We start from the raw sequence: 24,865 nt of genomic DNA, 5'->3' as shown, positions 1-24,865 counted from the left end.
GCGTGAGGGACACTTAACCACCAGAACTGTGTGCTGATCATGGAGGAGCCACCGGTGGAGTTCGACGTCACGATCGAGATCCCGAAGGGTTCGCGCAACAAGTACGAGGTGGACCACGAGACCGGACGCATCCGCCTGGACCGCCGCCTGTTCACGTCGACCAGCTACCCGGCCGACTACGGCTTCGTCGAGAACACCCTCGGCGAGGACGGCGACCCGCTGGACGCGCTGGTCATCCTGGACGAGCCGACGTTCCCCGGCTGCCTCATCCAGTGCCGTGCGATCGGCATGTTCCGGATGACCGACGAGGCGGGCGGCGACGACAAGCTGCTGTGCGTGCCGGCCCACGACCCGCGCGTGGAGCACCTGCGTGACATCCACCACGTGTCGGAGTTCGACCGCCTGGAGATCCAGCACTTCTTCGAGGTCTACAAGGACCTGGAGCCCGGCAAGTCCGTCGAGGGCGCCAACTGGGTGGGCCGGACCGAGGCCGAGGCGGAGATCGAGCGGTCCTACAAGCGTTTCAAGGAGCAGGGCGGTCACTGACCCCTCGTCCTGGGTAGGCGGGCCGCACGCGTACGCGTGCGGCCCGTCCGCATGTCGGTGCGCATACTGAGGCCTGTTGTGTGTGTCGTACAGGGAGCGCTGCTTACGTGACGGAGGCGCAGGACCGCAAGCCGCAGTCGGACGAGGTCAGGACCACGTTCGACCCCGAGGTCACATCCGAGTTCGCGATCCCGGCGGGGCTGGACGTCGCCAAGGCGGGGGGCGAGTCGGAGACGACGTCCGAGTTCGCCGTGCCGGACGGGCTCGACGTCCCGTCGCCGCCGGCCGCCGAGTCCGAGGGGTCGGCGTTCAGTCCGCCGAGAACCTACAGCTCGGGCAGCGCGCCGGCCGCCTTCACGCCCGCGAGCGGGATCCCCGCGGTCCGGCTCACCAAGGACGTGCCCTGGCAGGACCGGATGCGCACCATGCTGCGGCTGCCGGTCGCCGAGCGGCCCGCGCCGGAGCCGGTGCCGAAGAGCGAGGACGAGGCCGGCCCGGCCGTCCCGCGCGTCCTGGACCTGACCCTGCGCATCGGTGAGCTGCTGCTGGCCGGCGGCGAGGGCGCCGAGGACGTGGAGGCGGCGATGTTCGCGGTGTGCCGCTCCTACGGCCTGGACCGCTGCGAGCCGAACGTCACCTTCACGCTGCTGTCGATCTCGTACCAGCCGTCCCTCGTCGACGACCCCGTGTCGGCGGCCCGGACGGTACGCCGCCGGGGCACCGACTACACCCGCCTCGCGGCCGTCTTCCAGCTCGTCGACGACCTCAGCGACCCCGAGACCCACATCTCCCTCGAGGAGGCCTACCGGCGCCTGGCGGAGATCCGCCGCAACCGGCATCCGTATCCCACCTGGGTGCTCACCTCCGCGAGCGGGCTGCTCGCCGGCGCCGCCTCCGTCCTCGTCGGCGGTGACCTGATCGTGTTCGTCGCCGCCGCGCTGGGCGCGATGCTCGGCGACCGGCTGGCCTGGCTGTGCGCGGGGCGCGGGCTGCCGGAGTTCTACCAGTTCACGGTGGCCGCGATGCCGCCGGCCGCGATGGGGGTCGCGCTCACGCTGCTGCACGTCGACGTGAAGGCGTCCGCCGTCATCACCGGTGGGCTGTTCGCGCTGCTGCCCGGGCGGGCGCTGGTGGCGGGCGTGCAGGACGGGCTGACGGGCTTCTACATCACGGCGGCGGCACGCCTGCTGGAGGTCATGTACTTCTTCGTCGGCATCGTCGCCGGCGTGCTGGTGGTGCTGTACTTCGGCGTCCAGCTCGGCGCCCAGCTCAACCCCGACGCGGCGCTGAACATCGCGGAGCGGCCGGTTCTGCAGATCGTCGCGTCGATGCTGTTGTCGCTGACCTTCGCCGTGCTGCTGCAGCAGGAACGCTCCACCGTCCTCGCGGTGACGCTGAACGGGGGCGTCGCGTGGAGCGTGTACGGGGCGATGCACTACGCCGGGGGCATCTCGCCGGTCGCCTCCACGGCCGTGGCGGCGGGGCTGGTGGGGCTGTTCGGGCAGCTGCTGTCGCGGTACCGGTACGCGTCCGCGCTGCCGTACACGACGGCCGCGATCGGGCCGCTGCTGCCGGGCTCCGCGACCTACTTCGGGCTGCTGTCGATCGCGCAGAACGACGTGGACCCGGGCCTGGGTTCGCTGACCAAGGCCGCGGCGTTGGCGATGGCCATCGCGATCGGGGTGAATCTGGGGTCGGAGATCTCGCGGTTGTTCCTGCGGGTGCCGGGCGCTGCCGCCGGGGGGCGGCGGGCCGCGAAGCGGACGCGAGGATTCTGATACCGGGTGCCCACCGGCTCGGGCCGGGTGCCCGCGCAGTCCCCGGCCCCAGGGGCGTTTCAGCTCTGTCGGTAAGGGTCGTACGGGTACTGCTGCTGCGGGTGCTGCGGGGCGTACGGCTGCTGCTGCGGGGCATAGGGCTGCTGCTGCGGGTACTGCTGCTGGTGGCCCTGGTCGCCGTAACCCTGGTCGTCGTAACCACGGTCGCCGTAGCCCTGGTTGCCGTACGCCTGGTCGTCGTAGCCCTGGTTGCCGTAGGCCTGGTTGCCGTACCCCTGCCGGCCGTAGTCGCCCTCCCGGCCGTAGCCCTGGTTGCCGTACCCCTGGTCGCCCCGGTGGTCCGGCTCTATGCGGCGGAGCCGGGTCGTGGCGTCGTCCATCACGGGCTGCTGCTGGGGCGGGCCGGCCGGGGTCTCGGCCGCCGCGCGCTTCTTCTTGGAGCGTTCGCGGAGGTACTCGACGATGATCGGCACGACCGAGACGAAGACGATCAGGATGAGGATCGCCTCGACGTTGGTCTTGATGAAGCCGATCTGGCCGAGCCAGTAGCCGGCGAGGGTGACGCCCGTGCCCCAGGCGATGCCGCCGATGATGTTGTACACGAGGAACGTGCGGTACTTCATGCGGCCCGCGCCCGCCACGATGGGCGCGAAGGTGCGCACGATCGGAACGAAGCGGGCCAGGACGATCGCCTTGGGGCCGTACTTCTCCATGAACTCGTGAGCCTTCTCCAGGTTCTCCTGTTTGAAGAGCTTGGAGTTCGGACGGTTGAAGAGCTTCGGGCCGAAGAATTTGCCGATCATGTAGCCGACCTGGTCGCCGATGACGGCGGCCAGCACGATCAGGGTGCACACCAGCCACAGCGGCTGGCTGATGTATGTGCCCTCGGCCACGAAGAGGCCCGCCGTGAACAGCAGGGAGTCGCCGGGTAGAAAGGCGAAGAGGCCGGACTCCGCGAAGACGATCAGCAGGATGCCGGGCAGGCTGAAGGTCTCGATCAGGTAGTCCGGGCTGAGCCACTCAGGGCCGAGCGCAAGCGTGGTCACGGGATTGTGGCTCCTGCTGGTGGGGCGGGCGGGGACTGGTGGTCAAACGTACCAACGCAGCACTGGACGCCCAGGTTCCAGGGGCCTGTACAGGATGCCCTGTGGCTCTGCCCGGACCAAGCTGTGCGACCGGTCCGGGCAGAGCACCACCCGTCACCGGGAAGGGTGACGGGCCGCGTTCGCGGTGATCGCGTCCCTCAGGTGCTCGGCGAGCCCGGGGCGCATGGCCTCGTAGAACGCCTTGAAGCGCTCGTCGGAAACGTACATCTCACCCAGGCACTGGTGCAGTTCGTACGGGCACTCGTAGAACCACGTGCAGATGTGCTGCCGGTGCTCCTCGGCCATGGCCATGGCCCGCTCGCCCGTCGGCGGCTCACCGGCCGCCATCAGGGCGTCGTAGCGCTCGCCCCAGTCGGCCACCTCCGCCTGCATGCGCTGCCAGTCCTCCTTGGTGTAGCTCGCGGCGCGGCGCTGCGACTCGGCGTACGCCTCGGTGCCGCCCCAGCGCGCTTCCGCCTCCTCCGCGTACTGCTCGGGGTCCTTGTCCCCGAACACCTCGAACCGCTCCTCGGGTGTGAGGTTGATGCCCATCCTGCGTGCCTCCATGGCGTGCTCCACGGCCGCCGCCATCTTCCGCAGCTTCTCGATCCGGGCGGTCAGCAGTTCGTGCTGGCGGCGCAGGTGTGCGCGCGGGTCCGCTTCCGGGTCGTCGAGCAGGACGGCGACCTCCTCGAGCGGGAAGCCGAGCTCTCGGTAGAACAGGATCTGCTGCAGCCGGTCGAGGTCGGCGTCGCTGTAGCGACGGTGGCCCGCGTGGCTGCGCTCGCTCGGGACGAGCAGGCCGATGTCGTCGTAGTGGTGCAGGGTGCGCACCGTGACCCCGGCGTACCCGGCGACCTGTCCCACGGAGTAGCTCACTTCCGCTCCCTTCTCGGTACGCCCTCCACGCTGAGCCCTCACGCCACGTTAGGTGCAAGTCCCCGTCGGCGGCGTCATCGGCTCAGGCGCGCGAAACGCCGTACCGCCAGCGGGAAGAAGAGCGCGAGCAGCGCCAGCGGCCATACGACCGCCGCCCACACGTGTCCGGTCTCACCGCCGGGGTTGCCGAACAGGTCGCGCACGGCCGTCGCCGTCTGGGACATCGGGTTCCACTGGACGACCGTGCCGAGCCAGCCGGGCATGCCCTCGGGGGCGGCGATGGCGTTGGACAGGAAGCCGACCGGCCAGACGAGGATCTGCACGGCCTGCACCAGTTCCGGTTTCCCGGCGACCATCGCCAGGTGGATGCCGATCCACAGCATGGCGAAACGGAACAGCAGCAGCAGCCCGACGGCCCCGAGGAAGGCCACCGGCCCGCCGTGCGCACGCCAGCCCAGCGCGAGGCCGACCCCGATGAGCACGGTCAGGGCGAGCGCCGACTGGAGCATGTCGGCGGCCGAACGCCCCACCAGAACGGCCCCGTTGGTCATGGGCATGGAGCGGAGGCGGTCGATCACCCCCTTGTTGAGGTCCTCGGTGACGGCGATCATCGTGCCCTCCAGGCCGAAGGCCATGGTGAGCGCGAGCATCCCGGGCAGCAGGTAGTCGATGTAGTCGCCGGTGACGGCCCGGCCGCCGCCGATCAGGTAGCCGAACATCACCAGCAGCATCACGGGGAAGGCGACGCCCACGGCCACCTGGACCGGTTGCCGTGCCCAGTGGGCCAGTTCACGGCGGGTCATGGTCCAGGAGTCGGTGAGTGCGTGGGCGGTCGTGGCGAGCGCGGTCATGCGGTCTCCTTCGCGCGGTCCGCGGTGAGGTGCAGGAACACCTCGTCCAGAGTGGGGCGGCGCAGCGCCACGTCCTCGGCCTCGACACCGGCCTCCGCGAGGGCCCGTACGACCCCGGCGAGCGCCGCCATCCGGTCGGTGACCGGCGCGCTGAGCAGTCGCCGGTCGGCGTCGACGGTGACGTCGTGGGCGGGTACGGGAAGCAGTGCGGCGGCGGTGCCGAGCCGATCCGCGTCGCGCAGGACGACGTCGATCCGGTCGCCGCCGGTCAGCGCCTTCAGTTCGTCCGCCGTGCCCTCGGCGGCGACCCGGCCCCGGTCGACGACGGAGATGCGGTCGGCGAGCTGATCGGCCTCCTCCAGGTACTGCGTGGTGAGCAGCACCGTCGTACCGCCGCCGACCAGGGAGCGCACCGACGCCCACACCTCGGCGCGGCCGCGCGGGTCGAGGCCGGTGGTCGGCTCGTCCAGGAACAGCACCTCCGGGTCGGTGATCAGGGACGCGGCGAGGTCCAGGCGGCGCCGCATGCCGCCGCTGTACTGCTTGACGGCCTTGCGGCCGGTGTCGGCGAGACCGAAGCGCTCCAGGAGCTCACCGGCCCGCACGCGCGCGTGCCGGGAACCCAGGTGGTACAGGCGGCCGAACATCTCCAGGTTCTGCGCGCCGCTCAGCTCCTCGTCGACGGCGGCGTGCTGGCCGAGCAGCCCGATGCGCCGCCGCACCTCGTACGCCTCCCGCACGACGTCGTGCCCCGCCACCTCGACCCGGCCCGCGTCGGGGCGCAGCAGGGTGGACAGGACGCGGACCAGGGTGGTCTTGCCGGCGCCGTTCGGGCCGAGCACCGCGTGGACCGCGCCGCGCCCGACCGTGAGGTCGAGCCCGTCGAGCGCCTGCTTGACGTCATTTCCTCGGCCGTACTTCTTGCCTGCTCCTACGACGGTGATCGCCGTGTCGGCCACTGGGCCACTCCCTCGCCGGTCGGTTCCATAATCAAAATTGACTACCGGGGTCAACGTAATGCCCGGCAAGACATTGGTCAAACTTGATTAGCTGGCGTCCCCAGGATGCCGCTCCCCCGTCGCGTACGGGTTCTCCTCGCCCTCGGCGAGCACGCCGACGAACGGCTCGCCCTCGCCGGCGAAGGTGTAGGCACCGCCCTCGATGCGGCCGATCACGCCTCGGGCCCACTCGGCCTCGGCGTCGGCCGTGTGGATCCAGAGGTTCATGATCTCGCCGATGTGGCCCAGCTGCTCCGGGCCCTCCTCGGGGACGTAGTGGTCGGTGACGGCGCCCCGCCACTCCTCGATGCGCCGGATGCGCTCCTTGAGCAGGGCCACCGCCTCGGCCCTCGGCAGGTCGACCATGAAGCCGATGGCCGCGGACTTGACGTCGACCTTCTGGTCGTACGAGGTCAGCGCGTCGCGCAGGAGGGTGAAGTACTCCCGGTCGCCCGCCTCGGTGATCTCGTACTCGGTGCGCGGCGGGCCGCCCGCGGTGGAGGGCGCGATCTCGTGCGCGTGCAGGAGGCCCTGCTTGGCCATCTGCTTCAGGGCGTGGTAGATCGAGCCGGGCTTGGCGTTGGACCACTCGTGCGCGCCCCAGTACTCCAGGTCGTTGCGCACCTGGTACCCGTGGGCCCGCCCGTGCTGACGGACTGCACCGAGCACGAGGAGACGGATCGCTGACATGGGGTCAAGGTTAGGCCGCCGTGCCGCGGCACCCGAGGTCCACCCCGGTCAGCCCGCCGCGGCTCGGTCACACGACCCTGCGGCCGACGTGCTCGACGTGGATCGCGCGCGAGCCCGGGTCGACGCGGTACGAGATGCGCCAGGGGCCGTGATGGAGGCGGCGATGGTCGGCGCCCCAGGCGCGGGAACCCTCCGGCCGCTCGTTGCGGGCGAGCTGGTCAGTGGCCCGCAAGAGCGAGTCGACACCCTGCGGGTCCTCCTTGAGGTGCCCCGTGGCTGCGTTGAGCGCGGCCGGCTCCCACAGAACCGTCCAGGTCACTCGCCCCTCCCGGCAGCGTCGAGCAGCGCTCGGCGAGCCTCGTCGTGCGGTATCGGGGCCTCGGTACGCCCGGGGGCGCGGTCGCGCTCCAGGCGAGCCAGCGCCAGGGCGTCCTCCAGGTCCTCCAGCTCGGCAGGCGAGATGAGGACGGCCGCGGGAACGCCGCGGTCGGTCAGAGTGATGTGCTCGTGCTGCGCCGCTCGCCGGGCAAGGTCACCGAGCTTGCCTCGCGCCTCAGCGATGGGATAAGTAGCAGACATGCATCTAGTGGACACCTAGATGCATGTCGGCAGGGCCCGCCGCCGGGAGCGACCCTCAGAACGGGAAGGCGCTTCGCCCGTGCTGGACCGAGATCCACTTCAGCGTCGTGAACGCTTCCAGCGTCGTCTCGCCGTTCAGGCGTCCCACGCCGGAGTGCTTCTCGCCGCCGAAGGGGACGAGCGGCTCGTCGTGCACGGTGCCGTCGTTGACGTGGAACATCCCGGTGTCGATGCGCTGGGCGAAGCGCACGCCGCGTTCGACGTCCGCGGTGTGCACGGCGCCGCTCAGGCCGAACGGGGTGTCGTTGACGAGGCGCACGGCCTCCTCCTCGCCGTCGAAGGGCACCAGGAGGGCGACCGGGCCGAAGATCTCCTGGCGGAGCAGCCCCGAGTCCGCCGGTACGTCGGTGAGGACCGACGGCTCGACCAGGTTGCCGCGCGTGGACCCGCGCACCAGCGCGGTGGCGCCCTCGGCCACCGCCTGCTCGACGACGGACGTGATCGCCTCGGACTGCGAGGAGTTGATCAGCGGGCCGATGACCGTCTCCGGGTCGCTCGGGTCACCGGTCCTGAGGCCGCTCACCTTGGCCACGAACTTCTCCGTGAAGGCGTCGGCGACCGAGCGGTCCACGAGGATGCGGTTGGCGGCCATGCAGACCTGGCCCTGGTGGACGTAACGGCTGAAGACGGCCGCGTCGACGGCGTAGTCGAGATCGGCGTCGTCCAGGACCACCAGCGCGCTGTTGCCGCCGAGTTCGAGGACCGCGCGCTTGAAGTGCTGGGCACAGACGGCGGCGACGTGCCGGCCGACCTTGTCGGAGCCGGTGAAGGAGATGACCTTGGGGACCGGGTGCTCCAGGAAGGCGTCGTTGATCTCCGCGATGTCGGTGACCACGACGTTGAGCACACCGGCGGGCAGTCCCGCCTCCTCGAAGAGCCTGGCGATGACGGTGCCGCCCACGACGGGGGTGTCCTGGTGGGGCTTGAGGACGACGGCGTTGCCCAGGGCGATGGCCGGGGCGACCGACTTCAGGGACAGCAGGAACGGGAAGTTGAAGGGGCTGATCACACCGACGACGCCGACCGGAAGGCGGTAGAGGCGGTTCTCCTTGCCCGGGTCCGGGGAGGGGATCAGGCGGTGCTCGGGGCGCATCGCGAGGCTCACGGCCTCACGCAGAAACTCCTTGGCGAGGTGGAGCTCGAAGCCGGCCTTCACGCGCGTGCCGCCCAGCTCGGCGATGATCGCCTCGGTGAGCTCCTGCTCGCGCTCCACGACCAGCCCCAGCACCTTCTCCAGCACCGCGCGGCGGGCGTGGGACCCGGCGTCGGCCCACTGCCGCTGGGCGCGGGCGGCGGCACGGTAGGCCTGATCTATCTCGTCGACCGTCGCTATGGTGATCGCGGCCAGCTTCTCACCGTCGTACGGGTTGAAGTCGATGATGTCCCAGGAACCCGTGCCCGGACGCCACTCGCCGTCGATGTACTGCTGAGCCAGGTCGGTGAAGTAGGACGACATGTGATCCCTCAATCCCTGCCGATGAAGCAGTGCCTGATCACGCGTCATCGTACTGGTGATGCAAGGGAGTTGTGGTGACTCTCAGGCAACCCTTCAGGAGAGCTGGAGCAGCCCCCTGAGCAGGTCCCGGCTCTCGGCCGGCCCGGGGCTGTCCCGCTGGAGTTCCTTCAGCGCCTTCTCGTACTGGGCGACGTCCTCCGCCTTGTCCAGATACAGCGCGCTGGTGAGCTGCTCCAGGTACACCACGTCGGACAGGTCGGACTCCGGGAAGCTGAGGATGGTGAAGGCGCCCGACTCGCCGGAGTGGCCGCCGAAGCTGAACGGCATGATCTGCAGCCGCACGTTGGGCCGCTCCGAGAACTCGATCAGATGCTGGAGCTGGCCGCGCATCACCTCGCGGTCGCCGTAGGGGCGGCGCAGGGCGGCCTCGTCGAGGACGATGTGGAAGTCGGGGGCGTTCTCGGAGACGAGGTGCTTCTGCCGCTCCAGCCGCAGCGCGACGCGCTTCTCCACGTCGGCGTCACTGGCGCCCTGCATGCCGCGCCGGACCACGGCACGCGCGTACGCCTCGGTCTGGAGCAGCCCGTGCACGAACTGCACTTCATACACCCGGATCAGGGACGCCGCGCCCTCCAGGCCCACATAGGTGGGGAACCAGCTCGGCAGGACGTCCGAGTAGCTGTGCCACCAACCCGCGACATTGGCCTCGCGTGCGAGGGACACCAACGACGTCCGCTCCGTCTCGTCCACGATTCCGTACAGCGTCAGCAGGTCCTCGACGTCCCTCGTCTTGAAGCTCACCCGGCCCAGCTCCATCCGGCTGATCTTCGACTCCGAGGCGCGGATGTGATAACCCGCCGCCTCGCGCGTGATGCCGCGCGCCTCTCGCAGCCGCCTGAGTTGCGAGCCGAGCAGCATCCGCCGCACCACCGATCCGGGCTCTCCCGCGCTCACGTTCCAGCCTCCCCAACCGTCTTCAGGGCCCGCAGTCTGCCACTAAAACACTCCGAGCTGTACTCGTCCGATTACACAGATGGAAAGAAGCCAAAGATTCTGGATCAGCCCGGAGACTCGGGGGGCAAGGAGAGGGCATGCCGACGACGTGAAGTTGGCGGAAAAAATGGCCAACAAGTGGCACGGTAGGGTCCATTTCGGTCCCGTGCACGTGCATCTGCCCTTGCATCTGCTGTACGCATCCGAAACCATGGTCCCGCGCCACCGCCGCATCGCCACGACCGCGAACTCCCGGGGGAGTGCCTCGCATGGGGACGAATGGATCGACCATGCTCGAGCCTTTACGGCAGGGCCTTCCGCCGCTGGATCCCACCGCCGTGTCCAACGCAGCCTCCTGCGCCCTGCCCGCCCGCTACGAAGCGGTGCGCGAGGCACGGCAGTTCACCCGCAGAACGCTCGACCAGTGGGAGGTGGGGCACCGTTTCGACGACGTCTGCCTGGTGGTCTCCGAACTGGTCACCAACGCCCTGCGGCACGCCCTGCCGGCCGTGCCCCCGCGCCCGCCGGCCCAGGACGGACACCAACCGCCGCAGGTGCGGCTGCACCTGATGCGCTGGACCGAGCGGCTGGTGTGCGCGGTGCGCGACCCCAGCAACGACAGTCCGGTCGCACGCGAGGCCGACGACTTCTCGGCGGAGTCCGGTCGCGGGCTGTTCCTCGTCGACTCCTTCTGCGACAGCTGGGGCTGGCACCCGCTGGCGGGCACGCTGAGCGGCAAGGTCGTCTGGGCGATGTTCCGGCTGCAACCCGCAGGCTGAACAACCTCGGCACCCTCTGGTGCCGAGGTTCTACGCGCGTCACCGTGTGTCGCCCGTCGACGACGGCGCGCCACCGGGGCGACGCCTCGCGGTCTCAGCCCACTATCAGGTGGTCGAACTCGCCGTCCTTCACGCCCAGAAGCATCGCCTCTATCTCCGCGCGCGTGTAGACGAGCGCCGGCCCGTCCGGGAAGTTCGAGTTGCGCACCGCCACTCTCCCGCCCGGCAGCCGCGCGAACTCCACGCACGAACCCTGCGAGTTGCTGTGCCGGCTCTTCTGCCAGGCCACCCCGCGCAGCTTCGTGGCGGCCATGCCGTTGTACACGCCGGACGCGCCGGCGCCGTGGCGTACGTCACCGTCGTACACGTCACCGTCGTACACGTCGTGATCCACAGGTCGCTCCCCGGTGGTGCACTGGCTGGTGTGGCCATGGATGCAGTAGTCAACTGAGGCGGATCATAGCTCTGTTCATGTGCAAATGCATGGGCAGATGCACGTGCACGAGGGGTGTTCCTGTGGTTACAGCTCTGACGACCGTTTCACCGAAGTCGTTCCAGCGTCTGCCCCAGGGCTCGCATGACATGCGACCGCCAGCCCCCGTCCATGATCTTCCGCGCCATCAACTGTGCCGGATCGTCAGGATCGAATCCTTCGTGCACTAGGAACAGACGCGTTCCGCGCCCTTCCTGTTCCAGCGTCCACGTGATGGTCCAGTCCGCCGCGTTGGCGGGATCGGGGTCCGCCCACCGGACGCGCAGCATCCGCTCTGCGTCGAAGGCGAGCACGCTCACCTCCACGACACCGGAGAAGTTGGTGCCGGGGCGGGGCACGGAGGTCATCCGGTAGCGGTGGCCGACCTCCAGGCGGAAGTCCCGCGAGCCCGGCATCTGCCACTGCGCCAGCAGTTCGGGATCGGTCAGCGCCCGCCAGACCTTGGCCGGCGGGTGCGGGAAGAACTGGTCGACGCGGACGACGGTGAGGTCGTCGTCGTCCGCGGCGTGGGGCGGGATGTTCATGTCGGTTCATCGTCGGGCATGCGGTCGAGCAGATCACCGAGGCCCCTCATCCGCTCGCGCCAGAACCGCTCGTACGGGTGGAGCCAGTCCTGTACGTCGGCGAGCGGGGCCGCCTCCAGGCGGTAGATGCGCTGCCGGCCGCAGCGCTGCTCGGAGACCAGCCCGGCGTCCCGGAGCACCTTCAGATGCTCGGAGAGGCTGGGCCGGCGCATGTCGAAGTGATCGGCCAGGGCCTGGACGGGCTGCGGCCCGCCGTCGCGCAGCAGCCGCAGCACCTCGCGGCGGGTGGCGTTGGCGAGCGCGGCGAAAACACGGTCGGCGGCGTCGGCGGTGGCACCCGTCCCGGCCCTGGTCGTGGTCATGGCGTCGTCAGAGGCCTTCCTTCTCCGTGAGCAGCATCAGACCGTTGCCGTCGGGGTCCCGAAAGGCGGCCATCCGTCCCCAGGGCTGGTCGTCCGGGCCCTCCACCGGGACGCCCGCCTCGGCGAGCCGGGCGCAGTCGGCGTCGACATCGGTCGTGACCAACATGATCCCCCGGGTGGAACCGGGCTCGAAACCGCCCATCCCGGGACCGGACAGTGTGAACACGGTCTGCGCGCCGCGCGGGGCGACCTGGAGCCACCGCCCGGGCGGCATCCGGAGGTCGGCGGTGACCTCGAAGCCGAGGACCTCGGTGTAGAAGCGCAGGGCCCGGTCCTGGTCGGCGACGGGGAGCGTGACGAAGGAGGCGTGGGTGATGTGGGTGCGGGGGCTCAAGGGCTCGCCGACGAAATCACTCGTCGGGGTGCTCGGGGAGTCACTCGTCGGGTCGCTCGCGGGGCTGCTCATCGGGTTGCTCATGGGAACGACAATAGGTAGGAGATTCCCTACACGTCAAACGTAGGGAATCTCCTACCGATGAGCGGGTCCGGCGCCAGGCCCTCAGCGACTGGAGTACGGCAGCAGCGCCATCTCCCGGGCGTTCTTGATCGCGCGGGCCGGCAGGCGCTGCTGCTGGGCGGAGACGCGGGTGACACGGCGGCTGCGGATCTTGCCGCGGTCGGAGACGAACTTCCGCAGCAGGTCGGTGTCCTTGTAGTCGATGTACGTGATCCCGGCCTGGTCCAGCGGGTTGGGGCGGTTCTTCGCGGGCTTGCGGTCGGTCGTGCGGGGCATGCGGGGTCAGACCTCCAGGAGCGTGTCGAAGGCGGACGGCAACCGCTTCCAGGCATCGCGCCCGCCGGCGTACTCGGCGTTGGTGAGCAGGCAGGACTCCAGCAGGTGCGCCAGCCCCTCGCGGTCCAGGGCGGGGGACGTGAACACCAGGTGCTGGCAGCGGTCACCGTGCTCCGGGTGCCAGTCCAGCGCTGCGGCGGCGCGGCGCACCGGCGGCACCATCTCCCACGCCGCGTCGGGCAGCGAGGCGAGCCACGGACCCGCGCTCTCCACGCACAGGGCGCCGCCGGCAGCGTCCCAGTGCAGCAGCGTGTCCGGCCTGTCGGCGAGCCAGAACCGGCCCCGGCTGCGCACGGCGGCGCCGGTCAGGTCCTCCAGCGCCTGGTAGAGCCGCTCGGGATGGAAGGGGCGGCGCCGGTGCCAGACGAGGGTGGAGACGCCGTGCGCGTCGGCCTCGGCGGGCAGCAGCGCGCAGGCGGGTGCTGGGCCGTGGCGGCGGCCTCCACGTCGAAGCAGGCGAGGGCGGCCTCGGCCAGGGGTGACGGCGCGCCGCCCGCCGGGCCGGCGGAGCCGATCGTGACCTGGCGGGCCGTCGGGTGCAACTGGGCCAGCAGTTCGCGGTCCTCGTCGTCGGCCTCCGGGGAGTCCAGGACGGCGAGGACGGGGGCGTACTCCAGCTGCCGCGCGAAGGTGTCGGCGACGGTCCGTCGGTCGGTGGCGGCCGCGGCGAGGCCGCCCTCGGCGAGGTCGTCGCCGTTGCCGAGGTACGGCAGCAGCAGTGCGGGGGCGACGGCGGTGATCACGCCGGTGACCGTGAGCCCGCCGGACGCGACCACCTCGGCCATGGCCTTCGGCTCGACGGAGTCCCACAGCTCGACGACCGCGAGCGGCGTGTCCCGTCGTCGACGGAGCCGGAACGGCTCGCCGCGCAGCGGGAGTTGCGCGCGCAGCCCCGTGACGCCAGTGCCACGCGCGTACGCCATCGGGACCAGCTGGACGGGCGGCCCCGCGGGTACTTCCGGGCGTTCGGCTTGTCGCGGGTGGGTCTGCGGGAGCAGGCGCACGCGGGGCATCTGCCGGGGGTGCGGACGTCGTCCTGGTAGGCGCGGTTACGGGCTGGTAGCTTGCTGCGGTCATAGGGCTGTACGGCAATGCGGTCGTCAGGCTGTGTGGTCGTCAGGCCGTCTGGACTTGAGGCCGGATGATCGTCGGGCTGTGTGGTCGTAGGACGGTGCGGTCGTAAGACCGGATGGTCTTGGGTCTGGATGGTCATAGGGCTGTGTGGTCGTGACAGCGTGTGGTTGTCAGACAGTGCGCTCGTAGGGCCGTGTGCTCGTAAGGCCGTCCGGTCGTAGGGCCTTCTGGTCGTCGTGCCGTCCGGTCGTATGGCAGTCCGGTTGTGGTGTTTTGGGATCGGGTGGCTGTAGGACCTCGTGACTGTGTGGCCGTACGGCTGTACGGCAATCGGCTGTAAGGAATGCGGCTCGGCGGTTCGTGCGTACGGCCGACCGGCTACTGGCTACCGGCTCACCCCTGGGGGCATGCAAGTGACTTCCGCGACGACTTCGGTGGCCCGCGCGCGCGGCGTGCGGCGCGGACGGGTGCGGATCGCGGCCGTGGCCGCGGTTGTGGTGGGGGTGGTCGTGCTGACCGCCTGCAGCGGGGGCGGGGACGGAGGCTCGGGTTCGGATTCGGGCGGGGCTTCCGCGCGTGCCACTCCCAGCCCTGGTGCGTCGTCGGCCGGAGCCGGTGGCGGTGGTGGTTCGCCGTCCGCCGCTGCCGGGGAACTGGAGGGCAGCTGGCTCGCCACCAGCGAGGGTCAGGCGGTGGCGCTGGTGGTCACCGGTGAGAACGCGGGGCTGTTCGCCAGCGGCGGGACCGTGTGCAGCGGGCGCGTGAGCGAGACGTCGGGCACGCAGACGATCCGGCTCACCTGCTCGAACGGCAAGGACGAACGCGGCACGGGCACGGTCGGCTCCGTCAGCGCCACCCGTCTGACGGTCACGTGGGACGGCGGGCTCGGCGAGGAGACGTACACCAAGGCCGAGGGCGGGAAGCTGCCGTCCGGGTTGCCCACGGCGGGACCCGGCTCGTGAGACGAGGTGACGCGTTCGGGGACGGGGCGGGTGAGCGCGTCACGGCGGCATGCGTGATGATCCAGGGGCATCGTCAAGAACCCAGGGGATCCACTCATGCGCGCCACTTCGCTCACTCTCGGCTCCGCCGCCCTCGCCGCCGCCCTGCTGCTGACCGCCTGCGGGGGCGGTGACAGCGGCGGTGAGGGGGATGACAGCGGCGGCGGCCTGAAGAACTCCGCCGCCTGTGCGCTCGACCAGGTCGGCGTGGAGGTCGGCCCGGCCAACGCCGCGCCCGTCGCCGGGGACACCGGCAACGTTCCCGTCACCGTCACCAACCAGGGCGCCGAGTGCGTCCTGGACGGCTTCCCCACCGTCGCTCTGGAAGCGGACGACACGTCCGCGACCGTACCGTCGGACGAGGCCGCCACGGCGCAGCAGCTGACGCTGGCCAAGGACACGCCGACGACGTTCACGATCACGTACGTGCGGGGCGAGGCGGGCGGCGCCGAGAGCCTCGACGTGACGAAGGTGAAGATCGGCCTGCCGGGAGCTTCGGAGACCCAGAGTTTCCCGTGGTCGTACGGTCCTGTCGCGCTGGTCACGGGTGGCGCGCCGAACGCCTCGGTGGGGGCGTTCGCGCAGGCGGGCGACTGAAAGGGGGGCGGATCGCACCCGTCCGACGTTCATGGACACGTCCGTCTGTTGCTGGGGGCGCCTCGTCAGTCGAGGCGGCGGCGGGATCTGACCTCCGCGCGGTCCGCCGCCCGTGAGCCTTCCGTCCAGCCCGCCGCGTCGGTGACTCCGCGCAGCCGGGTCGTGGTCGTGTCCGGGAACATGCTTTCCATGCGTTCGGTGACCGCGACCTCGCGGGAGGCCAGGACCGGGAGCAGGGAGCCGGCCGCGCGGGCCTCGCCGGCGGCCTCTTCGGCGGCCTGTTCGGCGGCCTGTTCGGCGGCCTGTTCGGCGGCGGAGGCGAGGCGGGTGCCGATGCGGTGGGCGTACGCGGCGAGGAAGGACTGCCGGAAGGTCTTCGTACGCCTGCGGCCCCCCGCACGCTGAGCGGCCTCCGCCTTCGTCATCGCGGTCGTGGCCTGCACGAGGAGCGAGGTGTAGAGGAGTTCGACCACCTCGAGGTCGGTCTCGAAGCCGACGACGGTGGAGTGGCCAAGCGGCTCGTTCCACACCGCGCGGCAGTGGTTGGCGGAGGCGACCGCATCCAGCAGCACCGCCTTGGCCTGCTCGTACGGCTGGTCGACGCCGATCCGCCAGGCCGTCGGCCCGCCGCCACCCGGCCCCTGGCCGGCCAGCAGCGCCTCGTCGATGCTGTGCCGCGCCATCAGTTCCTGCGCCTTGGTGCTGAGCGCCTCCGCCTCCTCCGGGAACCCGGTCGCCTCGGCCTTCGCCAGCAGCGCGCGGATGCGGGCCAGCATGCGGGACTCGGACGTCGTACGGGCGTGCGACCTGGAGGTCGGGGGCGCTCCCTGCCCGGTCCCCGTCTCGTCGAGGTCCTCCAGGGTGGGCAGGCGGAGCAGCAGGCGGTACAGCTCCAGGACGGCGGTGGCGTGCGTGAAGCGGTCGGTGCGGGAAGGCGCGGCGGCAGCCCCTTCGGCGAGCCGGGCCAGTTGCGCCGCCCAGCGGTGTCCGCGCGGGCGGTCGTGCGGCGCCTGTTCGAGGATCAGCGCCGATATGAGGCGTTCGTGCACGTCGTCCAGGTCGCGCCGGACGATCCGTACGACGTCGGCGGGCTGCCAGCCCCGCCGCCAGGTCCCGGCGACGAGTTCCACGCCGCGCCGGGCGAGTTCCGCGTCCGCCGTGGGGTCCGAGGCGAGCAGGGACGCGCCGGTGTCGAGGGCGGCGTGGTCGTCGGTGGGGGCGTAGAGGGCGACCTGGAAGGCCCGGTCGACGGTGCTGGTGTCCACCTGAGGATCGTGTCATGCGGCGCGGGAGCCCGCGCCGACGGCCCAAGGTGTCAACTCGGGGTTGACGCTCCGCGACTGTCAACCTACGGTTGACGCATGGCGACGAACCCCGACATCACGTCATCCATCCGTCTCGACGACCTCATCGCGGCCATCAAGAAGGTCCACGACCAGCCCCTCGACCAGCTCCAGGACGCTGTGCTCGCCGGGGAGCACCTGGGCGACGTGGCCGACCACCTGATCGGCCACTTCGTGGACCAGGCCCGCCGTTCCGGCGCGTCCTGGACGGACATCGGCAAAAGCATGGGCGTCACCCGGCAGGCCGCGCAGAAGCGCTTCGTGCCGAAGGAGTCCATGGACCTCGACCCCAGCCAGGGCTTCAGCCGCTACACGCCCCGGGCGCGCGCGGTCGTCGTGGCCTCGCACAGCGAGGCGAAGCAGGCGCGGCACGCCGAGGGGCTGCCCACGCACCTGGTCCTGGGCCTGCTGGCGCAGCCCGAAGGCCTGGCCGTCAAGGCGATCACGGCCCAGGGGGTCACCCTGGAGGCGGTCCGTGAGGCGGCGCGGGCGGTGCTGCCGCCGGCCGCCGAGGAGGCTCCCGAACTCGTCCCCTACGGGTCGGACTCCAAGAAGGTCCTGGAACTCACCTTCCGCGAGGCCCTCCGCCTCGGCCACAACTACATCGGCACCGAGCACATCCTCCTCGCCCTGCTGGAGTTCGAGAACGGCGACGGCGTTCTGTCCGGCCTCGGCGTCACCAAGCAGGACACGGAGGCGTACGTCGCCGAGGCACTCGCCCAGTACGTGCAGCAGGCGCAGGAGGGGGAACAGGGCTGACGCCCGGTCGTATCAGCACCTGCAGGCGGACACGCCCCCGACGACGAACGCCACTGCCGGGCGGTTGCGGAGCCGGGGGCCGCTGTCCGAGGCTGCCGCCGAAGGCCACTGTCAGCCCCTGGCGCCGAAGGCCAGGCCGTGTTCGACGCCGGGGACCGCTGTCGGACTCGACGCCGAAGGCCGTTGTCAGACCCTGCTGCGACACTCGCAGACATGGCCGACCGATGGGCGCTCGCTCCGGCCGAGGACGGTGGCGTGGAGGTCGCCGCCCTCGGTCCGGACGGGCTGCCCGCCGGGCCGGTGCGGCGGGAGGGGGACCTGGCGGAGGCGGTGCGCAGCCGGCCGGACGTCACGCGGTGGGTGTGGCGGTCCACCGCCGAGGTCTATCCGCGGCTCCTCGCCATGGGGGTGCGAGTGGAGCGGTGCTACGACATCGAGGACGCCGAAACCCTTCTCCTCGGCCACGAGGGGCGGTACGGCGAACCCCGATCGGCCGCCGCCGCGCTGGCCCGCCTGCGCGGCGGCCCCGTACCGCCCGACCCGCCGCTGCGCGCCGCCGAGCCCGGCGCGCAGTCCTCGCTGTTCGAGCCCCAGGGCGTGCGCCTGCCCCTGGAGGACCTCCTGGCGGTCTACGCCGAACAGCAGCGGCGGCACGACCGGACCGCGCACCCCGACCGGATGCGGCTGCTGACGGCCGCCGAGTCGGCGGGGATGCTGGTGGCGGCCGAGATGAACCGCGCGGGCGTGCCGTGGAGCGCGGACGTGCACCGCGAGGTCCTGCACGAGCTGCTCGGCGAGCGGTACGCCGGCGGGGGCGAGCCGCGCCGCCTGGCCGAGCTGGCGGACGAGGTGTCCGCCGCGTTCGGACGCCGGGTGCGGCCGGATCTGCCGGCCGACGTCGTCAGGGCGTTCGCGCAGGCCGGAATCAGGATCGGCTCCACGCGCCGCTGGGAGATCGAGTCCATCGACCATCCGGCGGTGAAGCCGCTGGTGGAGTACAAGAAGCTGTACCGCATCTGGGTCGCGCACGGCTGGTCCTGGCTGCAGGACTGGGTGCGCGACGGGCGGTTCCGGCCGGAGTTCCTGGCGGGCGGCACGGTCACCGGCCGCTGGGTGACCAACGGCGGGGGCGCCCTGCAGATCCCGAAGGTGATCCGGCGCGCCGTCGTCGCCGATCCCGGCTGGCGGCTGGTCGTCGCCGACGCCGACCAGATGGAGCCGCGCGTGCTCGCGGCGATCTCCCGCGACCCCGGCCTGATGGAGGTGGCCGGCCGCGAGAGCGACCTGTACCAGTCGGTCTCCGACCGCGCCTTCTCCGGCGACCGTGCCCAGGCCAAGCTGGCCGTGCTCGGCGCGATCTACGGCCAGACCTCCGGCGACGGCCTGAAGAACCTCGCCGCCCTCAGACGCCGCTTCCCCAAGGCGGTGGCGTACGTCGACGACGCGGCCCGCGCGGGCGAGGAGGGGCGACTGGTGCGGACGTGGCTGGGCCGCACCTGCCCGCCGGCCGCCGGGGCGGGCGAGGACGCTGCGGAGGAGGCGGGCATCCCGGTCACCTCGGCGGAGGAGGAGCCCGACACCCAGCAGTGGGTGCCCGGCTACGCCTCCACCAACGCCCGGGCCCGCGGCCGCTTCGCCCGCAACTTCGTCGTCCAGGGCAGCGCGGCCGACTGGACGCTGCTGCTGCTCGCCGCGCTGCGCCGCGCCTGCGCGGACATGGCGGCCGAGCTGGTCTTCTTCCAGCACGACGAGGTGATCGTGCACTGCCCCGAGGACGAGGCCGAGGCCGTCGTGGCGGCGATCCGGGAGGCGGGGGCCCTGGCGGCCCGGCTGACGTTCGGGCAGACGCCGGTGCGGTTCCCGTTCTCGACGGCGGTGGTGGAGTGCTATGCGGACGCGAAGTGATCAGTCGGCGTCGGGAAGGAGGGACCGCAGTTCCGTGACGACGGCCCGTTCGTCGGTCTCCGCCAGGTCGGCGAGCGCGGTGCGCCACGCCAGGTGCGCGTCGTCCTCACGTCCCCGGTCGCGCAGCAGCAGACCGTACTGGTGCCGGCCGAGGCCTCCGGCGTAGCGGTCGGAGCGGGCGTCGGCGCGGCGCAGCAGCTCCGCGCACTCGCGCTCGGCGCGTTCGGCGCGGCCCAGCGCGCGCAGCGCGCGGACCAGGCCGAGCCGGGTCTGGGACTCGCCGTGCCAGTCGCCGTGGCCGCCGAGGATGCGCAGGCTCTCCTCGAAGTGCTCGGCGGCCGCGGCCGGTTCACCGAGGGTCAGGTGGGCGTAGCCGATGTTGCAGTGCGCGGAGTGCTGCACGATGACGGCACCGATCCCGACGCCGAGGGCGAGCGAGCGGCGGTGGTGCTCGATGGCGGCGCGGGGGTCGGTGTGCTCGTACAGGTTGCCGAGGTGGCTGTACGTCACGGCCTCGCCGTAGGGGTCGTTCAGGCGGCGCGAGTACTCGAGGCTCTGCCGCAGCGCCTCCTCCGACTCGGCGTACCGTCCCAGCCCTTCGAGCAGCAGCCCGCGGTTGTTGAGGCAGCGCCGGATCCAGGAGACGGCTCCGAGCCGCCGCCAGATCGCCAGCGCCCGGTCGTTGAGCGTCAGCGCCTCGCTGTGCCGCCCGGTGAGGAAGTGCATCCCGGCGAGGTCGACCAGCGCGTACGCCTCGGCCGCCGCGTCCCCGAGCCGCCGCGCCAGCCCCAGCGCGGCCCGCCCGAGCAGCTCCATCTCGGGGACCCGGCCGCTGCGCTGGAGGTAGGGGGAGAGGAGCCGGAGGAGGGTGGAGAGGTAGGCGGCGCGGCGCTCGCAGGCGTGCTCGGCGTACGCCTCGACCAGCGCGACGATGTTGCACAGCTCGCCGTCACCCCACGCGAACGCCGCCTCGGCCCCGTCGAAGGCGGCGACCGTGGACACGTACGCGGCATGCTCCGGCGGCTGTGCGCCGGTGGGGCGTCGGCGGTCGTCCTGGTCGAGACCGGGTTCGACGATGGCCGTGAGAGCGCGCTCGGCCGTGGCGGCGTACCAGCGGAGCGCGGTGTCGACGAGGGCGTCGACGAGGCGCGGACGGTCCGGAGTAGGGGTGTCCCCGGGAGCGTCGACGGGGTGCGGGCCGGCCGGGGTCGGGGTGTCGCCGGGCGCGTCAGCAGCGTGCGGAAGGGCCGGAGCGGGGGTGCGGCCAGGGGCGTGCGGGCGGCCAGGAGTGGCGGTCTCGCCAGAAGCGTCGACAGCGCGCCGAGAGCCCGGTCCCGGGGTGTCCCCGGGAGCGTCGACGGGGTGCGGGCCGGCCGGGGTCGGGGTGTCGCCGGGCGCGTCAGCAGCGTGCGGAAGGGCCGGAGCGGGGGTGCGGCCAGGGGCGTGCGGGCGGCCAGGAGTGACGGTCTCGCCAGAAGCGTCACCAGCGTGCCGAGGGGCCGGTCCCGGGGTGTCGACGGGCGCCTCAACACCGTGCGGACGGGCCGGGATCGGTGTGTCGACGGCGTTCGTGCGGGCCGGGTCGGAGCTCTCGCCGGAGGCGTCGACACCATGGCTGGGGCCCGTCGCGGCCAGTTCGCGAGCGAAGTCACGGACCAGGTCGTGGGGTGCGTAGCGGGCGTACGCCGTCTCCTCCAGAAGGGCCACGTCGACCAGCCGGTCCAGCGCGGCCCCGGCGCGGCGCTCGTCGGTGCCGGTGAGGCGGGCGACCAGGGGTGCGCCGTAGGAGGGCAGGTCGAGCGCGCCGATGCGCCGCAGCGCGACGGCGGCGTCCCGGTCGGCCTCGCGGTCGGACGCGGCGAGCGCGTCATGGGCGACGGCCAGGGAACTCCGTACGCTCAGGTCGTCGTACTCCAGATGGTGCAACCGCCCCTCGGTGGCGGCCAGTTGGCAGGCGAGTACGTCCGGCGTGAGCGCCCGGCGCGCGGCGAGCCGGGCCGCGACCACCCGCAGGGCGAGCGGGAGCCGGCCGGTGAGTTCGACGAGCGGATGACCGGCGTCGAGCCCGTCCCGCCCGGACACGGCGCGCAGCAGTGCCGCGCTCTCCGCGCCGCTCAGCGGGGTGAGCGGGAAGCGGCGGGCGCCGTCCAGCGCGGTCAGCGGCGAACGGCTGGTGACGATCACCGCGCAGCCGGCGCCGGCCGGCAGCAGCGGCCGTACCTGCGCGGCACTCGCGGCGTCGTCCAGCACCAGGAGCGTGCGCGTCGGCGCGAGCAGCGAGCGCAGCAACGCGGCGGCGGCGTCCGGATGGTCGGGGATGCGGCAGGGCTCGACACCGACGTCGCGGAGGAGCGCGGTGAGCGCCTGGCCGGGGGTGAGGGGGGTCATGCCGGGGGTGGCGCCGTGCAGGTTGACGTAGAGCTGACCGTCGGAGAACCGTTCCGCCAGCGCATGCGCGACATGCAGTGCGAGCGCGCTCTTGCCGACCCCGGCCATGCCGCTGACGACGGCCAGGGCGGTGGGCCGGACGAGCTCCCTCAGGAGGGCCTCGCGTACGGCGGAGCGGCCGGTGAAGTGGGCGGGGGGCGGCGGGAGCTGGGACGGCCGGGGTGCGGACGCCTGCCCACCACGCACGACGACGGGCCCCGCGTCCGCGCCGGACGCCGCCTGGGCGGGAACCTCGTCCCGCTCCTCACCGTCACGCGTTCGTGGCACCCCCCGCAACACCTCCACGTGAGCCTCGCGCACGGCCGCCCCCGGCTCGACCCCCAGCTCCTCCACAAGGCGGGCCCGCAGGTCACGGTGGACGGCGAGGGCCTCGGCACGGCGGCCGGCGCGGTGCAGGGCGAGGATGAGCTGGCGGTGGTACGCCTCGCGCAGCGGATGCTCGGCGGCGAGGGCGGCCAACTCGGGCAGCATTCCGGCGAGTCGGTCACTCCCGGCCCGCCCGGCCTCGGCCAATGCGAGCTCGGCGTCGTACCGCCACTCCAGGACCAGCAGCCGCGCCTCGGCCAGCCGTTGCACGAACGCGTAGCCGCCCACCTCGGCCGGCAGTCCGCTCAAGGGCGCACCCCGCCACAAGGCGAGCGCCCGCGCACACTCGCGCACCGTGCGCTCCCAGTCGCGCCCGGCGTGCGCGGCGCGCGCCGCGGCGACATGCCCCTCGAACACATGGACGTCCAACTCGCCCTGCTCGACCCGCAGCAGATACCCCGGCGGCACGGCGCGAAGCCGTCCGGGGTCGTCGAGCATCCGGCGCAGCCGGGCGACGTGGTTGTGCAGGGAGGCGTGCGCGGAGGCCGGCGGCGCGCCACCCCACAGCGCGTCCTTGAGCGACGCGACGGGCACGACCCGGCCGGCCTCGAGCAGCAACGCGGCCAGCAGGACGCGCGCCTTGGGACTGCCCACGGCCCGCACGACGAGCCCCGGGCGCACGGCGCGGACATCCTTGTCGTCGCACGGCCCAGCGGGCTCGTCGGCGGACTCGCCCGCCTCCGCCTCACACGGCTCGTACAGAACGGGCGGTCCCAGCAGGCCGAACCGCAGCCCGAACCGGGGCCCGCACCGCCTCACACCGCCCACAGCCTTCCCACACCAACGCCCACACCAACGCCCACGCCGAGGCCCGGCCCCAGGCCGACTCCGAAGGCCACGCTCCGCCACACCAGACGCACCACCGCCGGCGCATTCCCGCCCTCCGCCGCGGGCGCTTCCACGCCACGCGTACCGGACGGTCACCACCGGAATCCGCCACCGACACGACGACCGAAGCCACGCGATCCACTGCCGACACGACGACCGAAGCCGTGTCACCCGCCACCGACACGACGACCGAAGCCACGTCGATGCAGCACCGACACGACGACCGTAGCCACGCGATCCACCACCGACAAGGCGACCGAAGTCACGTCACCCGCCACCGACACGGCAACCGAGGCCACGCGGTCGGCAGCCACCACCCCCACTCACGGCAGCCGACGTCACGACCGGCACGGCGGTGTCCCGCAAGCGCCGTCGACTTCACGCCACGCCGTGCCATGGCCGGTGCGACGGCAAACCCTTGCCACATGTTAGCGATCCGTTGGTGCGGCCTGATGTGATCACATCATCGGATCTGGCCCGACGGGGCGCGCGTGACGCGCAACTCGGGGGAGTGTCGCCGCCGCGGCCGGATCCGGGACGCCAGTGGGCCCCGGTCGGCAGAGGTGAACGACGGGGGCCCGCATCGGCACGGCGGCGGCCCACCCGCCACCCTGGGAACGGACACCGACACCCGGGGAGGACGAGACATGCGCTACCGCTGTGCCGTACTGGACGACTACCAAGGCGTCGCCACCACCGTCGCCGACTGGACCCCGCTCGGAGACCGCGTGGAGGTCGTGACCTTCCCCGACCACTTCCCCACCGAGGGCGAACTGGCCGCGGCCCTCGCCGACTTCGACTTCGTGGTGACCCTGCGCGAGCGCGTCCCCTTCCCCGCCTCGCTCCTCGACCGGCTCCCCCGCCTCGCACTCCTCGTCGCGTCCGGCCTGCGCAACTCGGTGATCGACTACGCCGCAGCGCGGGCGAACGGCGTCACCGTGTGCGGCACCGAGAGCTCCCCCACTCCCCCGGTCGAGCTCACCTGGGCCCTGATCCTTGGCCTGGCCCGCGGCCTCGTCCAGGAGAACACCGCCCTGCGCGCCGGCGGTCCCTGGCAGTCCACCGTCGGCGCCGACCTGCGCGGCCGCCGCCTGGGCCTGCTCGGCCTGGGCAAGATCGGCGGCCGGGTCGCCCGCGTCGGCCTGGCCTTCGGCATGAAGGTCACGGCGTGGAGCCAGAACCTCACCGAGGAGCGCACGGACGAGATCGGTGTCCACCTCTCCCCCACGAAGGAGGACCTCCTCGCCACGAGCGACTTCGTCTCGGTCCATCTGGCCCTGAGCGACCGCACACGAGCCCTCCTGGGCCCGGCCGAACTGTCCCTCCTGAAGCCCACCGCCTACCTGATCAACACCTCCCGGGCGGCGATCGTCGACCAGGAGGCCCTGCTCACCGCCCTCCACGAGGGCCGCGTCGCCGGAGCGGCCGTGGACGTCTTCGACACCGAGCCCCTCCCCGCCGACCACCCGATGCGCACGGCCCCCCGCCTGCTGGCCACGCCGCACCTCGGCTACGTCTCCCGCGCGAACTACGAGCGCTACTACGGCCAGGCGATCGAGAACATCGAGGCCTACCTCGCGGGCACCCCGGTCCGTCTCCTCGGCTGACGGCGACGGCT

At 72.0% G+C, this 24,865-nt stretch carries 24 protein-coding genes and 2 pseudogenes; 9 read left to right on the top strand and 17 right to left on the bottom strand.

Annotated features, from left to right (window positions below):
* Positions 1–54 precede the first annotated feature (54 nt).
* On the top strand, positions 55–546 hold the full coding sequence (locus IPT68_RS20255; protein ID WP_053756473.1) for an inorganic diphosphatase: 492 nt from the start codon (positions 55–57) through the stop codon (positions 544–546).
* Positions 547–653: 107 nt separating this feature from the next.
* Positions 654–2,324 (top strand): threonine/serine exporter family protein, encoded by a 1,671-nt coding sequence (locus IPT68_RS20250; protein ID WP_189695686.1) that lies wholly within the window; start codon positions 654–656, stop codon positions 2,322–2,324.
* Positions 2,325–2,383: 59 nt separating this feature from the next.
* Here the strand turns inward: IPT68_RS20250 and IPT68_RS20245 are convergent, their stop codons facing one another.
* The 9 genes from IPT68_RS20245 to IPT68_RS20205 all read right to left on the bottom strand — a co-directional run bounded on the left by IPT68_RS20245 (position 2,384) and on the right by IPT68_RS20205 (position 9,840).
* Positions 2,384–3,370: a DedA family protein gene (locus IPT68_RS20245; RefSeq protein WP_189695687.1), complete on the bottom strand. Its 987-nt coding sequence runs from the start codon at positions 3,368–3,370 to the stop codon at positions 2,384–2,386.
* A 153-nt stretch (positions 3,371–3,523) separates the two neighbouring features.
* The gene (locus IPT68_RS20240; protein WP_189695688.1) at positions 3,524–4,288 is read right to left on the bottom strand and encodes a MerR family transcriptional regulator; all 765 of its coding nucleotides are present in this window, start codon (positions 4,286–4,288) and stop codon (positions 3,524–3,526) included.
* Positions 4,289–4,362: 74 nt separating this feature from the next.
* Entirely contained in the window at positions 4,363–5,139 is a 777-nt protein-coding gene (locus tag IPT68_RS20235) for an ABC transporter permease (protein WP_189695689.1), read from the bottom strand.
* Positions 5,136–6,098: an ATP-binding cassette domain-containing protein gene (locus IPT68_RS20230; protein ID WP_189695690.1), complete on the bottom strand. Its 963-nt coding sequence runs from the start codon at positions 6,096–6,098 to the stop codon at positions 5,136–5,138. Before IPT68_RS20230 ends, IPT68_RS20235 begins: the two co-directional genes overlap by 4 nt.
* Before the next feature lie 87 nt (positions 6,099–6,185).
* A complete protein-coding gene (locus IPT68_RS20225; RefSeq protein ID WP_189695691.1) occupies positions 6,186–6,827 on the bottom strand; it encodes a PadR family transcriptional regulator in 642 nt (213 codons plus the stop codon).
* 67 nt (positions 6,828–6,894) lie between these two features.
* Entirely contained in the window at positions 6,895–7,146 is a 252-nt protein-coding gene (locus IPT68_RS20220) for a type II toxin-antitoxin system RelE family toxin (protein ID WP_189695692.1), read from the bottom strand.
* Positions 7,143–7,406 carry a type II toxin-antitoxin system prevent-host-death family antitoxin gene (locus IPT68_RS20215; RefSeq protein WP_189695693.1) on the bottom strand — a complete coding sequence of 88 codons (264 nt, stop codon included), beginning with the start codon at positions 7,404–7,406 and terminating at the stop codon, positions 7,143–7,145. The genes IPT68_RS20220 and IPT68_RS20215 overlap by 4 nt, the downstream gene beginning before the upstream one ends.
* A 55-nt stretch (positions 7,407–7,461) precedes the next feature.
* Entirely contained in the window at positions 7,462–8,922 is a 1,461-nt protein-coding gene (locus tag IPT68_RS20210) for an aldehyde dehydrogenase family protein (protein WP_189695694.1), read from the bottom strand.
* A gap of 93 nt (positions 8,923–9,015) precedes the next feature.
* Positions 9,016–9,840, bottom strand: a complete 825-nt coding sequence (locus IPT68_RS20205) for a helix-turn-helix domain-containing protein (protein WP_189696159.1) — start codon at positions 9,838–9,840, stop codon at positions 9,016–9,018.
* 365 nt (positions 9,841–10,205) lie between these two features.
* Here IPT68_RS20205 and IPT68_RS20200 point away from each other — a divergent pair, with 365 nt between their 5' ends.
* Positions 10,206–10,694, top strand: a complete 489-nt coding sequence (locus IPT68_RS20200; protein ID WP_228039782.1) for an ATP-binding protein — start codon at positions 10,206–10,208, stop codon at positions 10,692–10,694.
* Positions 10,695–10,788: 94 nt separating this feature from the next.
* Here IPT68_RS20200 and IPT68_RS20195 read toward each other — a convergent pair whose 3' ends face one another.
* The 6 genes and pseudogenes from IPT68_RS20195 to IPT68_RS20170 form a co-directional block, all read right to left on the bottom strand.
* A complete protein-coding gene (locus IPT68_RS20195) occupies positions 10,789–11,088 on the bottom strand; it encodes a DUF397 domain-containing protein (protein WP_373300471.1) in 300 nt (99 codons plus the stop codon).
* Positions 11,089–11,234: 146 nt separating this feature from the next.
* Positions 11,235–11,711 carry an SRPBCC family protein gene (locus tag IPT68_RS20190; protein WP_189695696.1) on the bottom strand — a complete coding sequence of 159 codons (477 nt, stop codon included), beginning with the start codon at positions 11,709–11,711 and terminating at the stop codon, positions 11,235–11,237.
* Entirely contained in the window at positions 11,708–12,073 is a 366-nt protein-coding gene (locus IPT68_RS20185; RefSeq protein ID WP_189695697.1) for an ArsR/SmtB family transcription factor, read from the bottom strand. Before IPT68_RS20185 ends, IPT68_RS20190 begins: the two co-directional genes overlap by 4 nt.
* 7 nt (positions 12,074–12,080) lie before the next feature.
* A complete protein-coding gene (locus tag IPT68_RS20180) occupies positions 12,081–12,467 on the bottom strand; it encodes a VOC family protein (protein WP_228040582.1) in 387 nt (128 codons plus the stop codon).
* 165 nt (positions 12,468–12,632) lie between these two features.
* Entirely contained in the window at positions 12,633–12,866 is a 234-nt protein-coding gene (rpsR, locus tag IPT68_RS20175; protein ID WP_189695698.1) for a 30S ribosomal protein S18, read from the bottom strand.
* A 6-nt stretch (positions 12,867–12,872) separates the two neighbouring features.
* Positions 12,873–13,762 (bottom strand): annotated as a pseudogene (locus tag IPT68_RS20170) (GTP-binding protein); the annotation flags it as partial.
* Between IPT68_RS20170 and rpsN the strand changes: the two are divergent.
* From rpsN to IPT68_RS20155, 3 genes and pseudogenes are all read left to right on the top strand, one after another.
* Positions 13,757–13,969 (top strand): annotated as a pseudogene (gene rpsN, locus IPT68_RS20165) (30S ribosomal protein S14); the annotation flags it as partial. The pseudogenes IPT68_RS20170 and rpsN sit on opposite strands and share 6 nt — an antisense overlap.
* A gap of 438 nt (positions 13,970–14,407) precedes the next feature.
* Complete coding sequence (locus IPT68_RS20160; RefSeq protein WP_228039781.1) at positions 14,408–14,962, top strand: hypothetical protein; 555 nt, start codon at positions 14,408–14,410, stop codon at positions 14,960–14,962.
* 96 nt (positions 14,963–15,058) lie between these two features.
* A complete protein-coding gene (locus IPT68_RS20155; protein WP_189695700.1) occupies positions 15,059–15,598 on the top strand; it encodes a DUF4232 domain-containing protein in 540 nt (179 codons plus the stop codon).
* A gap of 65 nt (positions 15,599–15,663) precedes the next feature.
* On the opposite strand, the gene IPT68_RS20150 is transcribed toward IPT68_RS20155, so the two are convergent.
* Complete coding sequence (locus IPT68_RS20150) at positions 15,664–16,863, bottom strand: DUF2786 domain-containing protein (RefSeq protein WP_189695701.1); 1,200 nt, start codon at positions 16,861–16,863, stop codon at positions 15,664–15,666.
* 96 nt (positions 16,864–16,959) lie between these two features.
* Here IPT68_RS20150 and IPT68_RS20145 point away from each other — a divergent pair, with 96 nt between their 5' ends.
* Both IPT68_RS20145 and IPT68_RS20140 read left to right on the top strand, forming a co-directional pair.
* Entirely contained in the window at positions 16,960–17,700 is a 741-nt protein-coding gene (locus IPT68_RS20145) for a Clp protease N-terminal domain-containing protein (protein WP_189695702.1), read from the top strand.
* 213 nt (positions 17,701–17,913) lie between these two features.
* Positions 17,914–19,605 (top strand): bifunctional 3'-5' exonuclease/DNA polymerase, encoded by a 1,692-nt coding sequence (locus IPT68_RS20140; protein WP_189695703.1) that lies wholly within the window; start codon positions 17,914–17,916, stop codon positions 19,603–19,605.
* Here the strand turns inward: IPT68_RS20140 and IPT68_RS20135 are convergent, their stop codons facing one another.
* The gene (locus tag IPT68_RS20135; RefSeq protein WP_189695704.1) at positions 19,606–23,187 is read right to left on the bottom strand and encodes an AfsR/SARP family transcriptional regulator; all 3,582 of its coding nucleotides are present in this window, start codon (positions 23,185–23,187) and stop codon (positions 19,606–19,608) included.
* Positions 23,188–23,894: 707 nt separating this feature from the next.
* Here IPT68_RS20135 and IPT68_RS20130 point away from each other — a divergent pair.
* Positions 23,895–24,854: a D-2-hydroxyacid dehydrogenase family protein gene (locus tag IPT68_RS20130; protein WP_189695705.1), complete on the top strand. Its 960-nt coding sequence runs from the start codon at positions 23,895–23,897 to the stop codon at positions 24,852–24,854.
* Positions 24,855–24,865 lie beyond the last annotated feature (11 nt).

It is taken from the genome of Streptomyces chromofuscus, assembly GCF_015160875.1.
Lineage (GTDB): Bacteria > Actinomycetota > Actinomycetes > Streptomycetales > Streptomycetaceae > Streptomyces > Streptomyces chromofuscus.
This window is presented reverse-complemented; position numbering and strand designations above follow the sequence as displayed.